21 protein-coding genes are annotated in these 20280 nt (G+C 33.9%); 9 read left to right on the forward strand and 12 right to left on the reverse strand.

Features of this window, described 5'->3' with window-relative positions; genetic code table 11:
* Positions 1-47: 47 nt before the first annotated feature.
* Positions 48-1028, reverse strand: coding sequence for an NADPH:quinone reductase (locus tag POF52_RS23715; RefSeq protein WP_271995399.1), 981 nt, complete (start codon positions 1026-1028; stop codon positions 48-50).
* 350 nt (positions 1029-1378) lie between these two features.
* Here POF52_RS23715 and POF52_RS23720 point away from each other — a divergent pair, with 350 nt between their 5' ends.
* Both POF52_RS23720 and POF52_RS23725 read left to right on the forward strand, forming a co-directional pair.
* On the forward strand, positions 1379-1552 hold the full coding sequence (locus POF52_RS23720; RefSeq protein ID WP_016766194.1) for a hypothetical protein: 174 nt from the start codon (positions 1379-1381) through the stop codon (positions 1550-1552).
* A gap of 374 nt (positions 1553-1926) precedes the next feature.
* Positions 1927-2238 (forward strand): hypothetical protein, encoded by a 312-nt coding sequence (locus POF52_RS23725; protein WP_271995402.1) that lies wholly within the window; start codon positions 1927-1929, stop codon positions 2236-2238.
* Positions 2239-2462: 224 nt separating this feature from the next.
* Here the strand turns inward: POF52_RS23725 and POF52_RS23730 are convergent, their stop codons facing one another.
* The 4 genes from POF52_RS23730 to POF52_RS23745 form a co-directional block, all read right to left on the reverse strand.
* Positions 2463-2795, reverse strand: a complete 333-nt coding sequence (locus POF52_RS23730) for a hypothetical protein (protein WP_176585844.1) — start codon at positions 2793-2795, stop codon at positions 2463-2465.
* Positions 2796-3109: 314 nt separating this feature from the next.
* Positions 3110-3589: a site-2 protease family protein gene (locus POF52_RS23735; protein ID WP_034652893.1), complete on the reverse strand. Its 480-nt coding sequence runs from the start codon at positions 3587-3589 to the stop codon at positions 3110-3112.
* A gap of 380 nt (positions 3590-3969) precedes the next feature.
* Positions 3970-4095, reverse strand: coding sequence for a hypothetical protein (locus POF52_RS23740; RefSeq protein ID WP_255323595.1), 126 nt, complete (start codon positions 4093-4095; stop codon positions 3970-3972).
* 31 nt (positions 4096-4126) lie between these two features.
* Complete coding sequence (locus POF52_RS23745) at positions 4127-4402, reverse strand: GlsB/YeaQ/YmgE family stress response membrane protein (protein ID WP_029324143.1); 276 nt, start codon at positions 4400-4402, stop codon at positions 4127-4129.
* 277 nt (positions 4403-4679) lie between these two features.
* Here POF52_RS23745 and POF52_RS23750 point away from each other — a divergent pair, with 277 nt between their 5' ends.
* On the forward strand, positions 4680-5120 hold the full coding sequence (locus tag POF52_RS23750; RefSeq protein ID WP_013084397.1) for a cell wall hydrolase: 441 nt from the start codon (positions 4680-4682) through the stop codon (positions 5118-5120).
* 400 nt (positions 5121-5520) lie between these two features.
* On the opposite strand, the gene POF52_RS23755 is transcribed toward POF52_RS23750, so the two are convergent.
* A complete protein-coding gene (locus POF52_RS23755) occupies positions 5521-5703 on the reverse strand; it encodes a YolD-like family protein (RefSeq protein WP_029324141.1) in 183 nt (60 codons plus the stop codon).
* Positions 5704-6210: 507 nt separating this feature from the next.
* Between POF52_RS23755 and POF52_RS23760 the strand changes: the two genes are divergently transcribed.
* Complete coding sequence (locus POF52_RS23760) at positions 6211-7440, forward strand: NAD(P)/FAD-dependent oxidoreductase (protein WP_271995420.1); 1230 nt, start codon at positions 6211-6213, stop codon at positions 7438-7440.
* 397 nt (positions 7441-7837) lie between these two features.
* Here POF52_RS23760 and POF52_RS23765 read toward each other — a convergent pair whose 3' ends face one another.
* Positions 7838-8917, reverse strand: a complete 1080-nt coding sequence (locus tag POF52_RS23765; protein ID WP_271995422.1) for a lysozyme inhibitor LprI family protein — start codon at positions 8915-8917, stop codon at positions 7838-7840.
* Between the two features lie 225 nt (positions 8918-9142).
* Positions 9143-9304 (reverse strand): hypothetical protein, encoded by a 162-nt coding sequence (locus tag POF52_RS23770; RefSeq protein ID WP_176586540.1) that lies wholly within the window; start codon positions 9302-9304, stop codon positions 9143-9145.
* Between the two features lie 514 nt (positions 9305-9818).
* Here POF52_RS23770 and POF52_RS23775 point away from each other — a divergent pair.
* Complete coding sequence (locus POF52_RS23775) at positions 9819-10163, forward strand: hypothetical protein (protein WP_271995425.1); 345 nt, start codon at positions 9819-9821, stop codon at positions 10161-10163.
* A 154-nt stretch (positions 10164-10317) separates the two neighbouring features.
* Complete coding sequence (locus POF52_RS23780; RefSeq protein ID WP_271995427.1) at positions 10318-11196, forward strand: Rpn family recombination-promoting nuclease/putative transposase; 879 nt, start codon at positions 10318-10320, stop codon at positions 11194-11196.
* A 174-nt stretch (positions 11197-11370) separates the two neighbouring features.
* Here the strand turns inward: POF52_RS23780 and POF52_RS23785 are convergent, their stop codons facing one another.
* Positions 11371-12195, reverse strand: coding sequence for a MerR family transcriptional regulator (locus tag POF52_RS23785; protein WP_034652888.1), 825 nt, complete (start codon positions 12193-12195; stop codon positions 11371-11373).
* Positions 12196-12333: 138 nt separating this feature from the next.
* Here POF52_RS23785 and norA point away from each other — a divergent pair, with 138 nt between their 5' ends.
* Complete coding sequence (gene norA, locus POF52_RS23790; protein ID WP_271995429.1) at positions 12334-13533, forward strand: multidrug efflux MFS transporter NorA; 1200 nt, start codon at positions 12334-12336, stop codon at positions 13531-13533.
* Between the two features lie 752 nt (positions 13534-14285).
* On the opposite strand, the gene POF52_RS23795 is transcribed toward norA, so the two are convergent.
* Positions 14286-15698 (reverse strand): ABC transporter permease, encoded by a 1413-nt coding sequence (locus POF52_RS23795; protein WP_271995431.1) that lies wholly within the window; start codon positions 15696-15698, stop codon positions 14286-14288.
* 274 nt (positions 15699-15972) lie between these two features.
* Between POF52_RS23795 and POF52_RS23800 the strand changes: the two genes are divergently transcribed.
* Positions 15973-16320 carry a DinB/UmuC family translesion DNA polymerase gene (locus POF52_RS23800; protein WP_271995433.1) on the forward strand — a complete coding sequence of 116 codons (348 nt, stop codon included), beginning with the start codon at positions 15973-15975 and terminating at the stop codon, positions 16318-16320.
* Positions 16321-16664: 344 nt separating this feature from the next.
* Here the strand turns inward: POF52_RS23800 and POF52_RS23805 are convergent, their stop codons facing one another.
* Positions 16665-17105, reverse strand: a complete 441-nt coding sequence (locus tag POF52_RS23805) for a DMT family transporter (RefSeq protein WP_016766641.1) — start codon at positions 17103-17105, stop codon at positions 16665-16667.
* A gap of 1101 nt (positions 17106-18206) precedes the next feature.
* On the opposite strand from POF52_RS23805, the gene POF52_RS23810 reads away from it, so the two are divergent.
* A complete protein-coding gene (locus POF52_RS23810; protein WP_016766643.1) occupies positions 18207-18383 on the forward strand; it encodes an aspartyl-phosphate phosphatase Spo0E family protein in 177 nt (58 codons plus the stop codon).
* Between the two features lie 1182 nt (positions 18384-19565).
* On the opposite strand, the gene POF52_RS23815 is transcribed toward POF52_RS23810, so the two are convergent.
* Entirely contained in the window at positions 19566-20234 is a 669-nt protein-coding gene (locus POF52_RS23815; RefSeq protein ID WP_271995436.1) for a phosphatase PAP2 family protein, read from the reverse strand.
* Positions 20235-20280: the final 46 nt, after the last annotated feature.

The raw sequence follows: 20280 nt of genomic DNA on the forward strand, positions 1-20280 counted from the left end.
CTAATGCAGTATTTAATTTAAGTGAATACCTTAATTATGTAGATTAATTAGTCAATTATCAAAACAAGTTTACCATTTCCTATACCTTTTTCTAGTTGTTTAAAGCCCTGCGATACTTGCTGGAGTGGCAAAGTTGTACCAATAATGGGACGAAGTGCACCACTTGTTAGCATGCCAATTACACCATGAATACTTTGTTCATATTCATCCTTTGGTGCATTCCACAGAGCTGTTGCTAAAATATCACATTCTTTTTGCATTGCAAGACGTGGGTTTATGTCTATTGAACCACGGTTTCCAACAATTATAATTTTACCGAATGGTGCAATCAGCTTTAAATCTGTTTCTAAATTCTTATTTGCTAAAAACTCAATAATTACATCAGGTCCATTGCCATCCATTAAGGCTAACACATCTTCAATCGTTGTTTCAGTCACATGATCAGTGACAAAATCTGCACCAGCTTGCTGAACCATTTTTTTACCCTCTGGCTTGCTTGCTGTTCCAATCACTTTAGCACCGTGAGATTTTGCCATTTGTACAACCTGTAATCCAACTCCACCACTGGCTCCATGAATAAGCACGGTTTGGCCGGGCTTCAGGCAGGCACGTTGAAATAGCGCACGATAGGCGGTTAGTGCAGGTACCCCTAATGCCGCACCTTGTTCAAAAGATACATGGGATGGTAATGGATGAACCAACGTTGCATCACATACTACTTTTTGTGCAAAGGTGCCTGTACTTTTACTTCCCATTAAAGACGCAATAAATACACGATCACCGACATGAACATTTGTAACTTCTTCTCCAATCGCCTCCACAACCCCTGCACCGTCTAATCCTGGAGTATAAGGCAACTGAGGTATACTAAACGCATATGTACCTGATAATGTGTAAGTATCACTCGGATTGACACCTGCCGCATACAAACGAACACATACTTCTCCCTTTTCTGCCACTACATCCTTAACGTCCGTAAATACTAATTTCTCAGGCCCACCAAATTGCGTGACTTGAATTGATTTCATGTTCCAAACCTCCTTGTTAATTATTATATATCGAAAGGTTTGAATTTACAGTAATATCAAGGTTTGAATTACTAATTTTCACAAATTTGGACATTTTGAAATAAAATAAAAGTCCGTAAAAGTATACTTTTACGGACATGATGTTTTAAAAATGAAACTATCAATTTTAACGTTCGTTTACATTTTAAATCAAATTACGAACGTTCACTTAATCGCATATACTTATACGAACTGTTTTACTCCACTAAAAAATTAAAAGTCTTTTCATGAATAGTTGTATTAGTAATTTCCTCATACTACCTCTTATTTTATCTTCAAACTTTCAAATAATACGTCTAGGAGGTATTTTTATGCCAGAATACGGTTCAACACAAAATAATAACCATAGCAATAGTTATGATACTAATGGTGGAAATATCCAACCAGTAGATGTACCAAAATCAAATAGTAAAAAGATTCCTGCTAATAATGATGGTCTAAGTGGAAAAGTAAATGCAAACCTCGGCTACCATCCAGAAAAATAGCACGAAAAAACCACCCTACAGAAGTAAGGTGGTTCTCCGATAAGTTTTATCTTACAAAACTAAAACCATGTAGAAATTTTTTTATTTTGTAAATTATACCATTTAATAAGAAAGAGAGCAACCCTAAAGCTACTCTCTCTCCAACAAAAAAACACAAAATTTGTGTGTGGTGATGCTTAGGGTACCATCTTTGTATATTTGTTGGAAGACCTTCTATCTATATCATGCCATCATATAGAAGGTTATTCACGTGAACTACCCTCGGAAGGTATAACAACATTCTTATCAAATAAATCGTATTTTAAACCACTTACATAAATAACCTCTTATGATTTTTTTATCGATTCAAATAATATATGTAGGAGGTGATATTTATGCCAGATCAACCAAATGAAGGTCATGAATCACCAAAAACAGGTGATAATGATACTGGTGGTGGAGATCCATTTGATGATGTTGATGATCTTGATACACATGTAACCCCACCAGTTAGGGGTCCTACTTTTTACAGAGCAGATCATGATGAAGATGGGTCAGATAGACCTTCTGGTAATTCAACTGTTGTGACAAGATTAGCAGGAGAAGAACACAGTAATAACCCATTTGAATCCACTCATGCATCAATGGCACGATATGCAGAAGCCGCAAGAAATAATAGGATGAATAATAATAATCGTTATAGATAATCGACATAGCCCATATTTGTCGTAATCAATTCTAATTTCTCTCTTTGAACCATCTCTCCAAGTGAATACTCTAAACCAATCTTTCATGTAATCATATCTCCTTAAAAACAAAAAGAGCAACCATCATATACTGGATGCTCTCTCTAGCAAAAATGCACTCACACAAATGTGTATGTGAACGTATTAGTGTTATATTATATCAGTAATAAAAAAAGGAATAATTTCTATTTACCTTGATACATTATTAATCGCTCTTTTGCTAAATTAATTAATTCCTTTAACTCTCTAACGGACTGCTTGTTATTACAATCACTTAATAAATCTATTGTGTCTTGCAAAAATTGTTCTCTTCTTTTTACTCTTTTATATTCAGCTCTATATTCTTCTGCCATCCTTGCTATTCGAGTAGAACCCTCACGAGGAGTCGCAACTCTTTCAAAATTTGAGGTGCGAGGCTTTGTTTCTTTTTCATCAAACGTAGCGTTGTCTGGATTCCTATTCCTCAATCCTGATTGACCCAAAATACTCCTTGCCGCCCGTTCTCTTCCAATGGCCATTCTCATTTCCCCTCTCTGCAATTGAGATTTGAAATAAACCGCCCTGTATAGATTCAATAACAGTAAAATAAATCCTTCTTTAAATATTTAGTTGCAGTTAAATAAAATCTTCGTTGTTTTTTGAGTGTATAGGCAAGCTTACTGCGGTAGCTACATAGTATCTAAAGAATTGCGGCTTCGTTACCTAATCAGTAGCTAATTCAGTGACGTTACCGCGTTAATACAAGCTTTATATGCGTAATGACGCCCTTCAAGTACCTTCTTTTTTATATAGCTTTGTTGATTTTTCAATCTCCATCATTATTTCAGCCTTATTAATCAGGGTTACATGTTATTTTTCCATACCTCAATGCATCGTAAATAGCACGTCCATCGCTTGAATTTGTTTCTGTATATTTGATCGGCAGTAGCGAGAAGACAATATAATAAACAGAAAAATAGACAAACTGGTAAGAAAAGAGACTTGCTGAAAGGATATCATCCATAACTAAACCATTTATAAGGAAAATAGAAGCTAAATTAGCAATGGCACCTCCAGCATAGACACAAGCATGGGTAAATCGGTTGTCGTATTTTAGTTTTTCATATACACAAAAAGAATCCAAAAAGTAAACAGATTTTATTTTAATTTTCTTCCATTTAAAAATCGTTTTTCCTTTTCCAATGGTAAAATCCACTCTCCCTCCGAAAAAGATCGCCATGATAGAATGACCTAATTGATGAACAAGAGACACAAGTGGTAGTACAAGTAAGAAAGAAAACAAGAACTTAGGCATATCACTGAATCCAAACACACTTCCATCTCCTTTACCATGAAATGATTTAATAAATCGTTGGCTTACTAAAATAGATAAAATCTATTTAATAATGGACAGACTTTTCTCAACAGAGTTTGTGCCTTTTTAATCATATGTACAATCATCCGTTTGGCACCATGAAAGGCCTTTATTAGTCGGAGGCTAGGACCAACCGTTTTTTAATAAAGCAGTAGGTAAAGTGATCAATAATCTTCAACAGGCCTATTAGGAAGAATAGCTTCACTTTATTTTCAAACATTCTCCATAATAATAAACGACCCTATGTATCGTAAACAAAGTTACTAAGGTCGCTTATGTTATATTCTGATTTATTATTCTTTTCTCTTTTTCTTTATAATAAAATATTTGGTTTGTCATTAAGTTTCTAACAGAATTTCGTTATCATGATTAATTTGATCGAACAAATAAGTAAGGTAAGATTCTAATTCAAATTGATCGTCTTCAACAAAATCATCTAACACAGGCTTACTTTCTTCTCCCATTTTTAATCACTCCAACTTAATTTTTTTCGATTTATTTTGCATGATGCCCGTGATTGTTTTTTTGTCCCATCTTTCTTAGAACAAAGCTTACAATTAACACCAGAATGATTGCTCCAATAATGGCTGGAATGATGGCAAAACCACCAACGACTGGTCCCCAACTTCCCAAGATCAGACCACCTAACCAAGAACCAATAAAACCAGCGATAATATTACCAATAATGCCTCCAGGAACGTCACGCCCTGTAATTAAACCGGCAAGCCAACCGATAATTCCACCTACAATTAGCATCCATAGAATACTCATACATCATTCTCTCCTTTTGAAATAGTTAGTTGACTTTACCCCAGGTTAAAACCTATTAACCCTGTTATTTTTTTCCACAACAAAGTTTTCTTCTTATGTACTAAGATCATATAGCTTTGCTTGCAATCTATTTTTGTTCTTTTGGACACCTTCTAATGTCTCGTCCATTTTATGAAAAATATAAGTGACTAGACTAACCCCAGCGTATAAATTGCTATCTTATAAACAATGACATCAATATAGGTTTTTTTTCATACTATATTTTGGAGGTGAGTAAATGGCAAGAGTAAGTTACCGAAGTGCAGACATTAACTTAATGGCAAGGATGATGCGAGCAGAAGCTGAAGGTGAAGGAAGACTAGGGATGTTATATGTCGGAAATGTAATTGTTAATCGTCTTGCAGCAAATTGTATAGACTTTAAAAATTTAAGAACCGTTTCACAAGTCATTTATCAAGTACAGGGGGGGAACTTTTCGTTTGAAGCTGTTCAAAAAGGCAATGTATTTTATCAAAGAGCGAGAGGTGTTGAAAAAAGATTAGCAAAGCAAAATTTGGATTATTGGAGACAACACCCAGCGAAATTTGCTCTTTGGTATTTTAATCCACATGCTCCATGCCCTCCAACATGGTACGGTCAACCTGCATCTGGTCAATTTAAAAATCATTGTTATTACGAACCAAAACCTGATACATGTGCTAGTGTTTATAGAGGTTAGATTATCAAGGAGCTATGATTAATTCTGGAGTAGTATGGGGGAGCTGGGAATACAACATTTTAGTCGTAGGTGCTGATAGCTAGCCCTATTTATTCTATGCAACTCTTATAGATCATGTGACAATGGTCCGTTTAAAAAAACTTTGCCCCTCAGTGTAGCCTATTTCTTTAATCTTTGTTTTGATGTATTTTTATCTAGCGAAATAAAAAGGGAACTTCCTGGTTAGTAGGTGTTCCTTTGTTTCGCATAAGCAGTTAATCAAATGGAACAAGAAATAGTACTAATAAGGTAAATAAATCATAAAAAAGAGGAAGAGAGTTCTCTTCCTCTTTTTTATAGCTTTATCATTAATATTCCCTGTAATAAACATATTAAATAATGTAACTACGCGATGATAGACTTAATGAATTTCAGTAATGCCCGATAGACGAATAGAGAATATATTGTGTTGTTCATCCTCTAGAGAAAGAGTTTGATCATGAAGATTAAGATCATTTACACGTCCCTTACATGTTTGTAATAAACCGTTTTGATAATAGTTAATCGTAATGACACCTTTCTTTCTCAATGCTTTCAGTATCATGCTCCGTTCTCCTTTCTTCCTATATAACTAATGTAGAAATGTGTTATTCAAATAAGTAATTATCATGCATAATTTGTGAGAAAATCATACAAGTTAAAAGTTATATTGTTTTATATTATTTAGTATACAACAAACTTATGGGAAACGCTTACATTTTATTGTGTAAACTTTGTGAACTTTCAACAGGAAGAAAGCTCAAAGAATAAAAGAGGAAAAGAAATATATGTCTAGAATCTATATCTATGTTTCAATCCCTCTATTGTACCTTGTTGTAAATGAGCTTTTATTTAATGCTTAAAATATCATTTCGATTTTTAGCACAAATTCTTTTTAATTGTTTAACAGGTGGGAATTCCCTGTGCTTAATTTGTTTTAACTTCCATACTTTATGTATGTAGCATACCCTTGTCAATTTACCTCATTGCTTTAACTCGTAAGAGCATGAGTTTTGGAATCCTTCTAATGGATACGCAAATTAATAATTGTACTTGGAAACGGAGCGATACGATGAATAAGACGTATGATGTCATCATTACCGGTGCTAGAGTTGCCGGCTCTACCCTTGCTATTTATCTTGGAAAGGCAGGTTTCCATGTGTTGTTAGTAGACCAAGCGACCTTTCCAAAGGATACATTATCAACCCATACTTTTTTCAATAATACTGTCGCTCTTCTTCGAGAAATTGGTGTCATGGACAAATTATTGAAAACAAACGCCCCACCGGTACAGGATATTAAATTTCAATTTGAGGATACCGCGATAGAAGGACTCATCCCTAAGGTTGACGGAGAAGAAAGTTGTTACTGCATTAGAAGAACTTATCTCGATCAGATCCTACTTGAACAAGCCAAATCACAAATGAATGTAACCGTTCTAGAAAGGTTTCGTGTGATGGATGTTATTCATGATGACGATACAGTAGTAGGGGTGGAAGGTCTAGATGGCAATAACGAGAAACAAGAATTTTTAGCTCGCATGGTAGTCGGGGCAGACGGCCGATCCTCAATTATTCGCAGGCTGGTAAAAAGTGAAATCAAAATAAGCATTTCGGCAAAAGTCGGCATCTATTTCGGGTACTTCTCTGAATTTCGCCATGACAATGTCCCTAAATTTGAAGTATACAAGATAAAAGATAACACAGCCATTCTCTTTCCAACGAATGATAATTTATATGTTATTGCCGGCATTTTCCCATTAGAAAATAAGGAATTGATAGGACGATTGAAATTAAATCCAGAAAGCTGTCTACGCAATTTTTTAACAGATAACTTTCCGAATACAACAATAGGGACGCGTTTAAAAAATGCAGAACTAGTAGAACCGGTTAAAGGCATTCTCGGATATGATAATTACTGGTATAAAGGGATGGGAAAAGGGTGGGCGTTAGTTGGAGATGCAGTTTGTTTTAAAGATCCTGGCATGGCACAAGGTATCCATGATGCTATATGTGGAGCACGTATATTATCCAATATTCTCTCAAAATATAAGGGACAATCCAATCAATCAAATCAAATATCTGAAGAATATCAAAAGGCAATAGAAGACGAGTTTATGGTTCGGTTTCACATGGGATGTCAAATTTCGCAGAATGAACGCATCTCTGAACAACAGAATGCTGTCAATAAGCTAATCAGTTCTCATCCAGTGGCTATAGAGAAATTTTTAGGGATTTATAATTACTCAAACGAGCCCGATGCTTTAGAAAAAGAACTCACACGAATTATGCAGTCAATCTAGCAATAATTTTGAAATTAACTTAAGAGTTTTCAAGAATTAGCAATGAGGGGAAGGTAAACCGAGAGCAGAAAGGGATATATTGAAAACAAAGATAATATTCTGTTACGATTAGTACATTTTATCTAAAACATACTCAATATAAAAAGCCACTTGTATGAAACAAGTGGCTCTTTGTTACGTTGAATACATTAAATCATGCCCATCACTATGAGAAGTTTATGAATCTGCAAAGAATGGTGTTAGCTAATAATAATCAGATAGAAATGGAAGAGAAATAACGGCAAGAAATAGCAAGAGCAAATGTGTATATGTGTGATTTATAGGATGGCATATACACACATAACAATGAAGATAGCCAATACATAAAGTTCCACCATGTAAATATAGCACTTTCTCATTATTTCATATAATAAGTAACTAGCTCGTAGCAACGTTCTCTAGTCATTTCGTGTAAAATACGAGCTTCTTCAGCATAAGCTAAAGTTCCGCCTCCAGCTTCTTTCAACTCTTTTTGAGAAGCAGCATCTCTATCTTTAATCCATTGACGTTGTTTGATTTTTAGATCATTCATCTCTGATGCAGATAATTGGTTTTTTAATTCGCCATAGATGTCGTTCAACACTTGGTCCCACATTTGATAATTTGCTCCAGAAGCTTGTCTTCTGTCACCATCAATTTGATCATTAACTGGTTGTACTTCACTAGTTCTAGTCTGTTCTAATAAATCTAAATAATAAGCTTTTTTGCTATTAGTTATGGTTGTAGCTGGACTATTTGTTGATGGAGTGCTTGTAGTTGGACCAGTCTTTGATACAGTAGTAATTGACCCATTTTTAGCTATATCAGTTAAGTATAATTGATTATTGATAAGCACGGCTGTGTACATCCAATTGTATTTATTTGTTTTTTGAGATCCATCTGGTTGTATAACAGATACAGTCTCGACAGTTTGTATGTTATAAAGAGTCCCATCAGAAGAGTTACCTGCTTTCGTAAAATTTACCACAAAATAATCTACCCAGTTCTCTTTAATCCCCTTCTTATATAAATTGCTTACTAATGATTGTTGGTCACTATATAACGAACCTTTTAAAACATGCGCAACGTTACTGAACTGGCCTGTATTAATTGCAGTTGTTAGTCCATTTATGTAGTCCGCCATTACTAAAGCTGCTGTATCTTTAGTAACAAAAGCGTCATCGGAGACTGTATTTGAATTAGTTGAGTATTGCTGATTACTATTTTTGTGAACAGCACTCGCATGATCGCTACCTTTTATAGTTGAAGGTTCCCCAGTATTATTGTCTGTAGCATTATTACTATCTTGATTTGTTTTAATAGCACTATTATCACTGGTCTCCTGGCTACTAACCTCCCCAGTTTCCCCTGATTTTGAATCAACCTTTTTTTCTTGTTGACAGCCAGAAACCAGTAAAGAAGTTGCCGTAATTAATAAAAAAACACCTTTTTTATACATAGCTGTTCTCCCCTCTAAAAGTTGTTAATTTCATGTGTATTTTACCAATATTAAAAGATAGTATAACAACGTTTTATTCCTTAGTAATGATATTATTTAGCAGTGAAGTATTATAATTTTTTCAAAACAGTTTATTAATAATTAATTCGTAAAAAACAGTCTCAAAGTAAGAGACTGTCATCTTATTCCTTATGCTAGAGCAAGAATACTTTATTTAGCACATTATTATAACGACATCATCTGCCGCCCAATACTATCTCCTTGACCAACATCAATGTAATGTACTTTCATGGTTTTAGGCGTTGCAGCGTATGAGGAAGCTGGAGCTGCAACAATTCCTATTCCTATAGCGAGTGAAGAAACAATTTTGATAGCACGACTTTTCATTGTTTTATCCCCTTTTGATAAATGTATTTTTATTTGCATTGTTCATTTATAGCAAAATTAATTTTACTACACGAAACCATACGTTAATATAAAATAAATTGAATATTTTTACTTATAAAGGTGTAAAAAGTCATGTTATACATGAGAATTAGTAGTAAAATGAAGGTGAATAGTAATGAAATGTACTGTTTTAGGAATTTTAGTAGATTGACATTTTAAAATGACCTTATCTTTTCACCTCTAAGATACAGAAACATTAGTTTCAAACAGTCATTCTTAGCTTTTTTTATATTGAGACCGAAACTCAGAACAAAGAGTTGTTTGCCTTTCTCAAATGATTGCACTAATAGATGATAAGGAATCAACGATGGTCAAATAGAGAGAGGGGTAGTGGTGATGGAAAAGTAGCAAGAAACGCATGTATGCATTCGCTGTATATCTAGGCAGGCACAGTGGACCGCGGAACAACTATAATTTAACTTATTTTAAAAGTCCTATAAAAGGAGGAATGCACATGGAAAAAGAGCTCATATTTAAGTCTTATATGTTGCTATTTGAAATTGAAATAACAATAGTAAGGATCATCGAACACAAGATGATTACACAATATGGACCATTATGGCGACAACTTTTTTTTGTTAAGTGTGGAACTGACCTATATGACAATCTCCCATTACTATTCAGATTGAACCCCCTCCAAACTATCTTCACTGATCATGAATTACATGACTTATGTATATTAACAGATATTAAAAATGCTCTAGCACAGCTTTTACCCATTTCTCAAGATGATATTGATCACCTTATTAAGTTCTTACAGCACTTAAACAAAAAGAAAGTCCCTTTATTATTTATCTAATTATATTCAATTAATGGGTTATTAAAAATATCTTGTACCTAACAGGAGTAACAAGTTTTTCAATGTGAACGTATCGAATTAGAACGCGTGATATAGGAAGAAGAAATCTAGTCGTGATATACTAATAACAAACATAAATATGATGGAGGGCATTATGACGAAACGATTAGATTTACGTGTCGACTTTGCGTTTAAATCGTTATTTGGCACCCATGGAAATGAATCCATTTTAGCTGCCTTTTTAAATGCGGCACTTCGCTTTCCAGATGAGAAGAAGATTCAAACGGTTCAGTTATTAGATCCGCATTTTAATAAAGAAAACCAAGAAGATAAACGTTCGATTTTAGATGTACACGCGCAGTTAGAGGATGGAAGCCGCGTTAATATTGAAATTCAACTTAATAATAAGCATGATATGGAAAAGCGAACACTCTATTATTGGTCCAAAATGTATAGTAGCCAAATGAAGGAAGGCATGGATTACGGAGAGCTTTGTAAAACCATTACAATTAATATTGTTAACTTCCGTTATTTGTCCCATATTCATGATTACCACTCAACTTTCCAGCTGTATGAGCGTGAACAAAAATTACTCTTAACTGATATGCTGGAAATTCATTTTATGGAGCTACCTAAGTTATTAATTAAATGGCGTAATAGAGAGGTAGATCCTCGAGAAGATCAACTTGTGCGATGGTTATTATTACTTGAAGCATCTGAAGATGAAGAAATCACTCAAGTATTGGAGGAGATTGCGATGCAAGAAGATCAGGTATTAAAGAAAGCAATGGATGAATGGGAACGTGTGAGCCAAGATCCAGAAGTATTACTTGCTTATGAAGCAAGACGAAAAGCTCTTTTAGATGAAAAATCTGCTTTAAAAAGAGCAGAGAAACTGGGAGAAGAGCGAGGAGAAAAAAAGGGGATTCAGAAGGTTGCTTTAGGCATGATTCAAGAAGGTATAGACAATAAAATGATAAGTAAATTGACAGGTCTTACAATAGAAGACGTGGAGAAACTTCGTTACCAATAAATATCAATAAAAAGAGCTGTATCGTAATATACAGCTCTTTTTATTATAGATTAGGTACTTATTTTTCGTTACTCAGATAAAATAACAAACCTCTTGTTCTAGAAGGAATTTTGTACTATTTCATAGAAAGTGGCCCCTTGGTGCAACTATAAGTACAAGATTAAAAAATAAATCTTACTGTTCCTTTAAATCTTTCTCCACCTGTATGCTAATTTTAGTAAGGTATTCTTCTTCGTTATTAGTTTTCATCGAATCGTACAAGTACTCTTCATACGCGTCACCTACAATAGAATAGCCTTCTGTCTTAATAAAATTAGTTACATGGAGGTAGGAAGACTCAATATTTTTATAAGGTCCTTCGTGATAATAAATGGCATAAAGACCTTCTGGCCTTGATTGTCCTGTGTCCAATTCACTATAAGAAAATAAATAATCAACCCTCTCAAACCTCTCTTGAATTAGGGTATCTTTTGTTAGTAAAGATCCAATAGGTACCGGAACTTGCAAACCTATCTGTTTTCCAAAATGATTATATTGCTCTGACCATTCTTCTACAGTATTCATGCCCTCATTTGAGGTTTTATTGCTTAGAAGGATGTACTTTTTCTCCGTTTTTTGGACATAAACTTTTCCAAATTCGACACCTTTCAGTTCCTCTTCCGTTGAAATAATCTGCTTAAAGAAACGTTGAATTTGAAGCAATTTTTCAATTTCTTTTTCTACTATAACGGTTTGCTGATTTGCCATTTGAATAAATTTATGAGTGTTTTGGGAACTAAGATATTCTTTTAGCTCCTCAATTGATACACCTAATTTCCGAAGAGACTGGAGTGTAGAGAATGATTTAATTTGATCATAGGTATAATAGCGATAACCATTTAAAAGTTTCCCTGCAGGTTTGAAAAGATTAATTTTATCGTAATAAAATAATGTATCTTTCTTCACTCCCACGTAGCTAGCAAATTCTCCTGTAGTTAAAGTTTTAGTTTTTCTCTCCAAGTTGAAAACTCCTCTTGACTATAGACTAACTCCATACTTCATACTCTACCATAAGCAAACGCTATATCATATGACATGGAAGGTACATCAAGCTATATAAGCTTTTGCATAGCAATCTATCCAGACGGAGGTTTCCATATGAGTAAGACAAAAAGAAGTACACTATACCTCTTACTTATAAACATATTTATTGTTTTTTTAGGAATTGGTTTAGTCATACCTGTATTACCGAGTATTATGAATGAATTGAACATTAGTGGTACAACTGTTGGTTATTTAACAGCAATATTTGCCCTAACACAATTAATTATTTCTCCATTTGCGGGGAAAGCAGCTGATAAATTTGGCCGTAAAATCATGATAGTAATAGGATTATTTATCTTCAGTCTATCAGAATTATTATTTGGAATAGGGGAAACAATCGAGTTATTGTTCGTATCACGTATTTTAGGCGGTGTTAGTGGTGCTTGTATTATGCCTGCTGTGACAGCTTTTATTGCAGATATAACAACATTAGAAACACGCCCAAAGATGCTAGGATATATGTCAGCAGCTATTACTACTGGATTAATTATAGGGCCAGGCGTAGGTGGCTTCTTAGCTGAGATTGGCACGCGAGTACCCTTTTACTCAGCTTCAGTTCTTGGATTTGTTGCTGCAATCTTATCCGTTACGCTGTTAAAAGAACCCGCGTCTCCTCAAGAAAAAGTAGAGGTCAAAGGACTAATAGAAAAAAAGATGGGCTTAAAGAAGATATTCATGCCTATGTTCTTTATTGCTTTTGTAGTCATTTTTGTATCGACATTTGGGTTAACAGCATTTGAGTCATTCTTCAGTTTATACGTTGATCATAAATTCGCGTTTAGTCCATTGGATATTGCTATTTCAATCACAGGCGGTGCCATTATAGGTGCAATATTTCAGATTGTACTATTCGAACCGTTAGTAAAGTACATGGGTGAAATTAATATGATTCGTTGGTCATTGGTATTATCTGCGATTTTAGTTTTTACAATGACATTAGTGAGCTCTTACTGGACGGTTATGACAGTCACATTTACCGTATTTATAGGTGCGGATCTCATTCGCCCAGCCGTAACAACGTACTTATCACGCATTGCTGGTAACGAACAAGGCTTTGTTGGAGGAATGAACTCTTTTTTCACTTCCCTGGCCAACGTATTTAGCCCCATCTTAGGTGGCATTTTATTTGATATTAATATTAATTACCCCTACTATTTCAGTACAGGTGTCATTATCATTGGTTTAGCCATCACTATACTATGGAAAAAACCTAAAACTGAAGAGTTAAACCTATCTAAAAAGAGTACCTTGTAAACTCTTATATTTAAATCTGATTTCTCATCTATTTCATGAAAAATGGGCTATTAAGACAACCATCAGCATATAAAAACCCATTACTTCTTTCATAATTAGCTCCCCCTTACTTACTGCGGTAAGAGTTCTTTTTATTTTTCGATTGGACAGGCAAGCTTACTGCAGTAGCTACATAGTATCTAAAGGCTATCTACTTCGTTAGCGTTACTGCGTTAATACAAGCTTTATGTATGTATTGGAGCTAATTTCGAAAGGAGGTTATTGTTAATTTGTTTTTGATAATAGTTTTGATAACAAATCATCAAAGATTTTACGATCAAAAAATGAGAAAATAAAACTTATCAAATACATTCGTTTTTGAGATTGGTAACACAGAAAAATGTCATTCTTCAACTTACTTAAGGTGGCTTTTTATTTCGAGAACCGAATATTTGAGAAACTCGCTTGATTATTGAATATCATTGCAAAGCCTTATTGAACAAAGGCTTCCTCCACCTTCTAATAATTAAGCGATTAAAAATTTTTAGCTTTTCTATACTAGGGGTCACGTCACCAAAGTAAAAAGTTACACGTTTAGATACATTTTATCCGGTTACCTGTATGTTAAGGAACTAGATATTGTTATTTTATTGTTCTTTTACCTTTATTTAGTAATTTAAAAATACTGCTATTATAGCAGTATTTTTGTTAATGTAAAAAATCTAGAAATACGCAAAAAATAATATTATTACTCTCATCTTCAAGCAATAATATTATTTTTTATTTTTGTCTAAGGACTTCAATGCGTTTCGATACTCATTATCATTCATTTCCTGTTTCTCTTTATTACTGCCTTTAGCTAAATTAGACACTGCTTGACGAAACATTCCATCTTTTTCTCCTGTATGACGACTTTTCCTTTGCTCGTGAGTAGGTGGTTCATGAGGAATTTCATTTTCTACTTCTACTTCAATTTTCTTTCCACTTTCATCAACAACTGCTTCTTTATATTTTTTAGTAAGACTAATGAATACAATAAGAATTGCTAATGTCAAAACAAAATAGATGGAGAGTGCCAATAAGGCTGGTCCAAGTCCTGCCTCCAATCTTCCATCATAATAAAGTAATGCCCTTATTCCATCCACAATATATCTTGTAGGTAGAATATGACTGAACAGTCGATGGACAGTAGGTAATGTTGATAGAGGAAATGCTCCGCCACTAGAAAATATCCCCATAAAATTCACCGGGAACATTACTAACATTCCCCATCCACCTAAAAATACTGCTATCGTTTTAAATAACAAAAACATGGTTGTACAACTAAAGAAAGTAAACAGGAATATCGTCCAAATGTTTGAAGCATGTGCACTCCCAAAAATTCCAAATACCCCTAGTTGAATAAAAATTGAAACACAGAAAGTTAAAATGATACCAAAAATTATTTCTGATGTAAGGACTTCAGATTCACTTAATGCAGATCCCCTTTTCTTCAAAATGCCATTACTTCGCAAAAGATATCCATGTATCATATTTGCACCCAACATTCCAGTAATAGATGATATAAGGGCCATGACAAACGGTGTCATTCCTTTATTAAGATTAACCGGCAGCCTCAGTACATTTTTGGAAACAACCTGTACGGGGTTTTCCAATAATGAAGCATTCTCTGGTGCTACTCTCATTCCTTTTTGCAGTAATTCATTTTTTAGTTGACTACTAATTCCTTTAGAAGCAGTTAAAGCGACTGTCTGAAGGGTATTACTCGCAATCATGGATGCAGTTTGCCCAATCCCTTCGTTCAATAAAATTTCTAAATCAGCAGGTTTATCATTTGTAAGACCGGAAATAAGCGTATCATGGACTCGATCAAGACTTTTTGAATAGTCTGAAGGGATAATTAATGCGCCATATGCCTTGTTATTTCTTATATCAGTGAATGCTTGTTTCCTACTTTTATCAACTTCCCATTTAAAAGAGTTCCCATTTTGCTTTTCGATAAGATTTAATAATATGGCATCGCCAACTTTTCCCTTATCTTCATTTACAACAATTAGAGGAACATCAGACATGTTTTGTTTTGCACCTTTAAATATAGGCAGATATACAAATACCATGACTAACATTAATAATGATATTAACCAAATTGGAAACCATGAGGAGCTTAATTTAAACAATTGCTTCACGATTCAATTCCCCTAACAATGGATATTTTTTATTCATTTTATTATGTCCAGTTTGGTATCGATTATTAGGTTATAAAAAGACACCTTTCATAGTTACAGGAACGTTTCTTTTGTTGGAGAAAATTAATATTTCTTCAGTCTTTTATTTTCAAAAAGACTTTCTGAGTTGTCGCATTTGAACCATCGTAGAGGAACAGAGGAGCATACCAACGAGTTGTCCATATATGTGTGTTTTCGTTTACGCATGCATCAAGTAGTAGCTTAAACGATTCATTTGTCGATTGGCTACAGCAAACAAACAGGTGGAGGCTTGTCCAGACAAAAGAAAATGGGGAGAGCCTCGAACTTAAGCCAAGATATCTTTCCATATTGTTTAACCATTTTACATACATTTGATAGTGGGATGCCGATTCGCTCCATTGGCATTTCCTTATCAAACACTAGCATTCAGGAAGAGGAGCAAATGAGCTTATTTGAAGATATCGATCAGCGTGAAAGAGCCTATGCTCTTGCTAAAACGATTGATGACATTCGGCTGCGTTATGGCAAGAATAGTGTACTACGTGAGTCTAGTCATCTTCCTCACTCAACAGCTCGTTATCGAAATAGTCTTACAGATTAATTTCACCTTAATTGAAGCCTTACATACAAATAAATAAGTGTACCTTACATATTATAAAAAAGGGCAGTACATAACAGAGACAAGGTTCATTCAGTTTGTCGATTCCCTTGATAATTGATTTTTTTATTGATAACGTATTTGAGTTAAAGAATAAAATGAGATTAAGCGAACTCATTGATGCTCGTTTTATGTAAGGATAAAATAAAAACGTATTTAAAATAAGCACTAACTAAAATAGGAAATAGTCAGTGCTTATTTAGATAAAGTATTGGTTATTTTTTTCTACTGTATGGCGTTATGTTTATTATCGATTTCATAACTGTTTTCTTTTATATTATTACATTTTAAAATTTTTGAATGATAATAACTCCGACAATGATTAAAACTACTCCTATTACTCTAGGAATGCTTAAAGAGTGCACATGCACTCCTATTAATCCAAAATGGTCAATTAAAGTAGAAGCAACCATTTGACCTGCAAGAATGTAAGCAACTGTAGCAGTAGCTCCTAGACGAGGTATAAGTACAATAGAAGCAACTACATAAAAAGCTCCTAACAGGCCTCCGGTCCATACCCACCACGGTGCTGCGAACCATTCTTTATTTACACTCATACCTTTTCCAAATAAAGATATAATAAGCAAAATAATTGCACCAACTATAAAAGAAATAGTCGAAGCAATGATAGGGGAATGTACGACAGATCTCAATTGAGCATTGACACTAAATTGAGTAGGTAAAGCCATGCCAGCTAATATTGCAAATATAATTAAAAAAATTATCATTATATTCCTCCCACACCTCTTTTATATTCAACAGAGCTGATTGCTACTGAGAATTGTTACTATTTATCCTATGTTTAATCTGTAAATAAACGTAAATTATTAATGTCTATTTCAGTATTTAAGATATCTCTTCATTAAGAATTTTATTTACTTCTTCAATAATTTTAAAATATGACGGTTAGCTATACCTCATTACTTGTCTGGCAATGTTCATTTATTCAACAAATAAGGTATACGGTTACTATTTCAACAAACAAAAAGCGCATTCCTATGTTGATTTATAGAAATGCAGCTTTTTAAGTTATTATTTTATGTTTTAAATATAAACACCCAACAGATTATCTATTAAAGTGTGAAACGTTTTGCTTCACTCTCTTCTGGATAATCTAATTCATTTGGTGTATAGCTAATGAGTTCGATTAACATCCCCTAAAGTGCACGATCATATACAAAATGTGCATTTTTCCCACTAAGGAATTTACAGTAATAAAAAGCCCAATTACTCAATTTATTGACTGAGAAACTGGGCTTTTTCGTTACTACATAAAAGCGTCCAATCGTTGAAGTTTATTACTAAAATCTTCTTTCAGATAAGCATGCCTAAGTGTAAATACAGCATTTTAAACGGTTATCTGTTTTTTTAAATTTTACTCAGAGATTGATCGAATAGGGTAACAATCAGAATAAAACAAATGATTAAACTAAATAGTGCTAGATGATGGATTCCTTTTGTATTTGCTTCAGATTTAAAAAACAATCTGTTTGTGGCAGAAGAAAGTATAGCTCCCATGTACATAAAGGTTCTTAATAAACCAACTGAAGCACCAATGTGTTTGAGCGAAGCCTGAAAATAGACAGCATTTTGGTTAGCTAAATTCAATATCCCTTGGGGAATTCCAAATAGAATAGCAATGATAACAAGATAAACCAGACTGCAAAATGACTATCTATCCTCGTATTTCTAGATTTCGAGCTATTAAATAGGTATTACAAAGGATACCCCTGACTTCTTTTATGTTGGGTGTTGAAATAAAAGGAGAATACATTTATTGTTAAATAGGTGAACTTATTAACATTTTTAGTAAATAGGTGGTAGAGAAATTGCAGGGGTATAAAGGTGTTTTACAACAAACTTTACTTATAGAGATAGAAAAAGAGAGGGAGAAGATGATTCAAGTAGCACGAGAAGAAGGTATAACAAGTGATCGCACACTTCAAGTGAGCCGATCCATTGATCAATTGTTGAATGAATTACAGAAGGTAAGCTTAACGAAGTAAGTATTCGTCTCTTTATAAATAAGAAACGATCGCTTTCTCTCAGCATTGGCCTAGCAAGAGAAAGCGATCGCTTTTTAGTAAGTGGTGATTAACTTACTAATCGACTTGTAAATTATAAATAATTTGGATAATAAAGTAAAGTTGTTTTTATATTTTTATTTATATATAAAAAGCTATCTCGACATTAACAAACGAGATAGCTTTTTAGTAGGACTGCTAATTATAAAGTACCAAAATATAACCGCATGTACACAATAGCACATTTTTGCTATAAGGACTAATGGTTAGGTACACTGCCATATGTATAAAAGGTAGGTTTTTTATACATTATCCTCTCAACTGATAAACGGAAAAAATCAGTTATACCAAAGATGTATAAGAAACTGTATATCCAATAAAAAAAACTTCCAAGAACCCTTATCTATAAGGGTTCTTTCGCTTGCTTGGTTCCTTGAAGAGACATTATGTTAACTACAGCTGTATACGATATACAGCTTAAAAACAGAAAAAACCACCTTCTCTCCAAGGTGGTTTTTTCTTATTACACGACTTTATCCAATGACACCTATTGGCATCTTGAGTAGTTTGTTCAAAATACCGTTTATTATCCAGTAAGAGTATAAATTATTTTCTACTATTTATCCGAACTAAACAATCGGTAAAAAAGATAATAACAAAGGGAATAGCATAAATAACGAAAATTGCAAGAAAAGCTTTATGTTTATAAATTTTACCCTTCATTTATATGAATCCACCTTTATATATTAGAGTGAATATTTTAGCCCTTCTTAAGTAGAATGTTCAAATAAAGGGAAGTTATGTATAACAAATAGCAACTTGAATTAAGCTGCTATTTGTTTATGGTTGCTGATAAAATGTTTTATGTTAACTAAGGTTGTATATCGTATATAGTCTAAAAATCGAAAAAACTACCCTGGTGTGTGATAGGGTAGTTTTTTCGGTTACGTAATTGAGTTTCATGAGTGATGCCTCGTTGCATCTTGGGTAGTTTGCTCAAGTATTTAAAAAGTTATGTACTAAACCATATTTTTGCTGGTTTTAAAACCGCCGCCTGTTCATATCAGTACTTTTGAGGATCCATCCTTTCACCCACCTAATTATGAATACAGTCACTTGCTACCTTAGACCATAAACCCAATTTTAGTGTTGATATAGTCTTGTTCATTCTTTACTTTGAGTAGGCCTTCTTTGCCCAAACTGCTTCTCCTGATAGCGTTGATAGAACCAGATAGCAATAGCTAGCCAGCAGCCACTAGCAAAATAGCCTCCAATAACGTCGCTAGGATAATGCACGCCTAAGTAAATACGACTAATACCTATTGCTAGAATCATTATAATGCTAATAATGATTAAAAGTGTACGTCCCCAGCGAGTAGGAATATGACGCCAGAGCAAAAACGAAAGGACTCCATAAACAGCAAAAGCACTCATAGCATGCCCACTTGGAAAGCTATAACCATTGATTTCGATTAATCGATGGAAATCAGGACGTGCACGATGAAAAAGTAGTTTTAGCAGCTCATTGAGGATTGGAGAACCTACAATAATCGCGATAAATAAAATAAGCTCCGTTCGATGTTTTAATACCTTATAGAGAAAAAACAAACTAAAGAGAGAAATCACTGCAACAGATGGCGTAGAGCCAATAAAAGTAAAGCATTTCATAATAGTCGTTAGGCCAGAAGTTTCGAACCCTTGAATTAGCGATATAATAGACCGATCAAATGCGACAATTTTTGATCCACTAATTAAAATAGCCATCCCACTAAAACAAATAAGGGACAACAAGCTTAACATAAAAGCAAGTGTAAATTGAAATTTCAACTTCATACTAGACACCCCTAAATTCTTTCCTTTATCAAGTTACTTTTGATGA

This window comes from Priestia sp. AB (assembly GCF_028369225.1).
GTDB lineage: Bacteria > Bacillota > Bacilli > Bacillales > Bacillaceae_H > Priestia > Priestia megaterium.

Coding starts and splice junctions, on each gene's coding strand:
- norA (WP_271995429.1), top strand. CDS start 12,334: ATGAGTAAGACAAAAAGAAGTACACTATACCTCTTACTTATAAACATA.
- POF52_RS23715 (WP_271995399.1), bottom strand. CDS start 1,028: ATGAAATCAATTCAAGTCACGCAATTTGGTGGGCCTGAGAAATTAGTA.
- POF52_RS23760 (WP_271995420.1), top strand. CDS start 6,211: ATGAATAAGACGTATGATGTCATCATTACCGGTGCTAGAGTTGCCGGC.
- POF52_RS23765 (WP_271995422.1), bottom strand. CDS start 8,917: ATGTATAAAAAAGGTGTTTTTTTATTAATTACGGCAACTTCTTTACTG.
- POF52_RS23730 (WP_176585844.1), bottom strand. CDS start 2,795: ATGGCCATTGGAAGAGAACGGGCGGCAAGGAGTATTTTGGGTCAATCA.
- POF52_RS23780 (WP_271995427.1), top strand. CDS start 10,318: ATGACGAAACGATTAGATTTACGTGTCGACTTTGCGTTTAAATCGTTA.
- POF52_RS23745 (WP_029324143.1), bottom strand. CDS start 4,402: ATGAGTATTCTATGGATGCTAATTGTAGGTGGAATTATCGGTTGGCTT.
- POF52_RS23720 (WP_016766194.1), top strand. CDS start 1,379: ATGCCAGAATACGGTTCAACACAAAATAATAACCATAGCAATAGTTAT.
- POF52_RS23815 (WP_271995436.1), bottom strand. CDS start 20,234: ATGAAGTTGAAATTTCAATTTACACTTGCTTTTATGTTAAGCTTGTTG.
- POF52_RS23750 (WP_013084397.1), top strand. CDS start 4,680: ATGGCAAGAGTAAGTTACCGAAGTGCAGACATTAACTTAATGGCAAGG.
- POF52_RS23805 (WP_016766641.1), bottom strand. CDS start 17,105: ATGATAATTTTTTTAATTATATTTGCAATATTAGCTGGCATGGCTTTA.
- POF52_RS23775 (WP_271995425.1), top strand. CDS start 9,819: ATGGAAAAAGAGCTCATATTTAAGTCTTATATGTTGCTATTTGAAATT.
- POF52_RS23740 (WP_255323595.1), bottom strand. CDS start 4,095: ATGGGAGAAGAAAGTAAGCCTGTGTTAGATGATTTTGTTGAAGACGAT.
- POF52_RS23725 (WP_271995402.1), top strand. CDS start 1,927: ATGCCAGATCAACCAAATGAAGGTCATGAATCACCAAAAACAGGTGAT.
- POF52_RS23770 (WP_176586540.1), bottom strand. CDS start 9,304: ATGAAAAGTCGTGCTATCAAAATTGTTTCTTCACTCGCTATAGGAATA.
- POF52_RS23755 (WP_029324141.1), bottom strand. CDS start 5,703: ATGATACTGAAAGCATTGAGAAAGAAAGGTGTCATTACGATTAACTAT.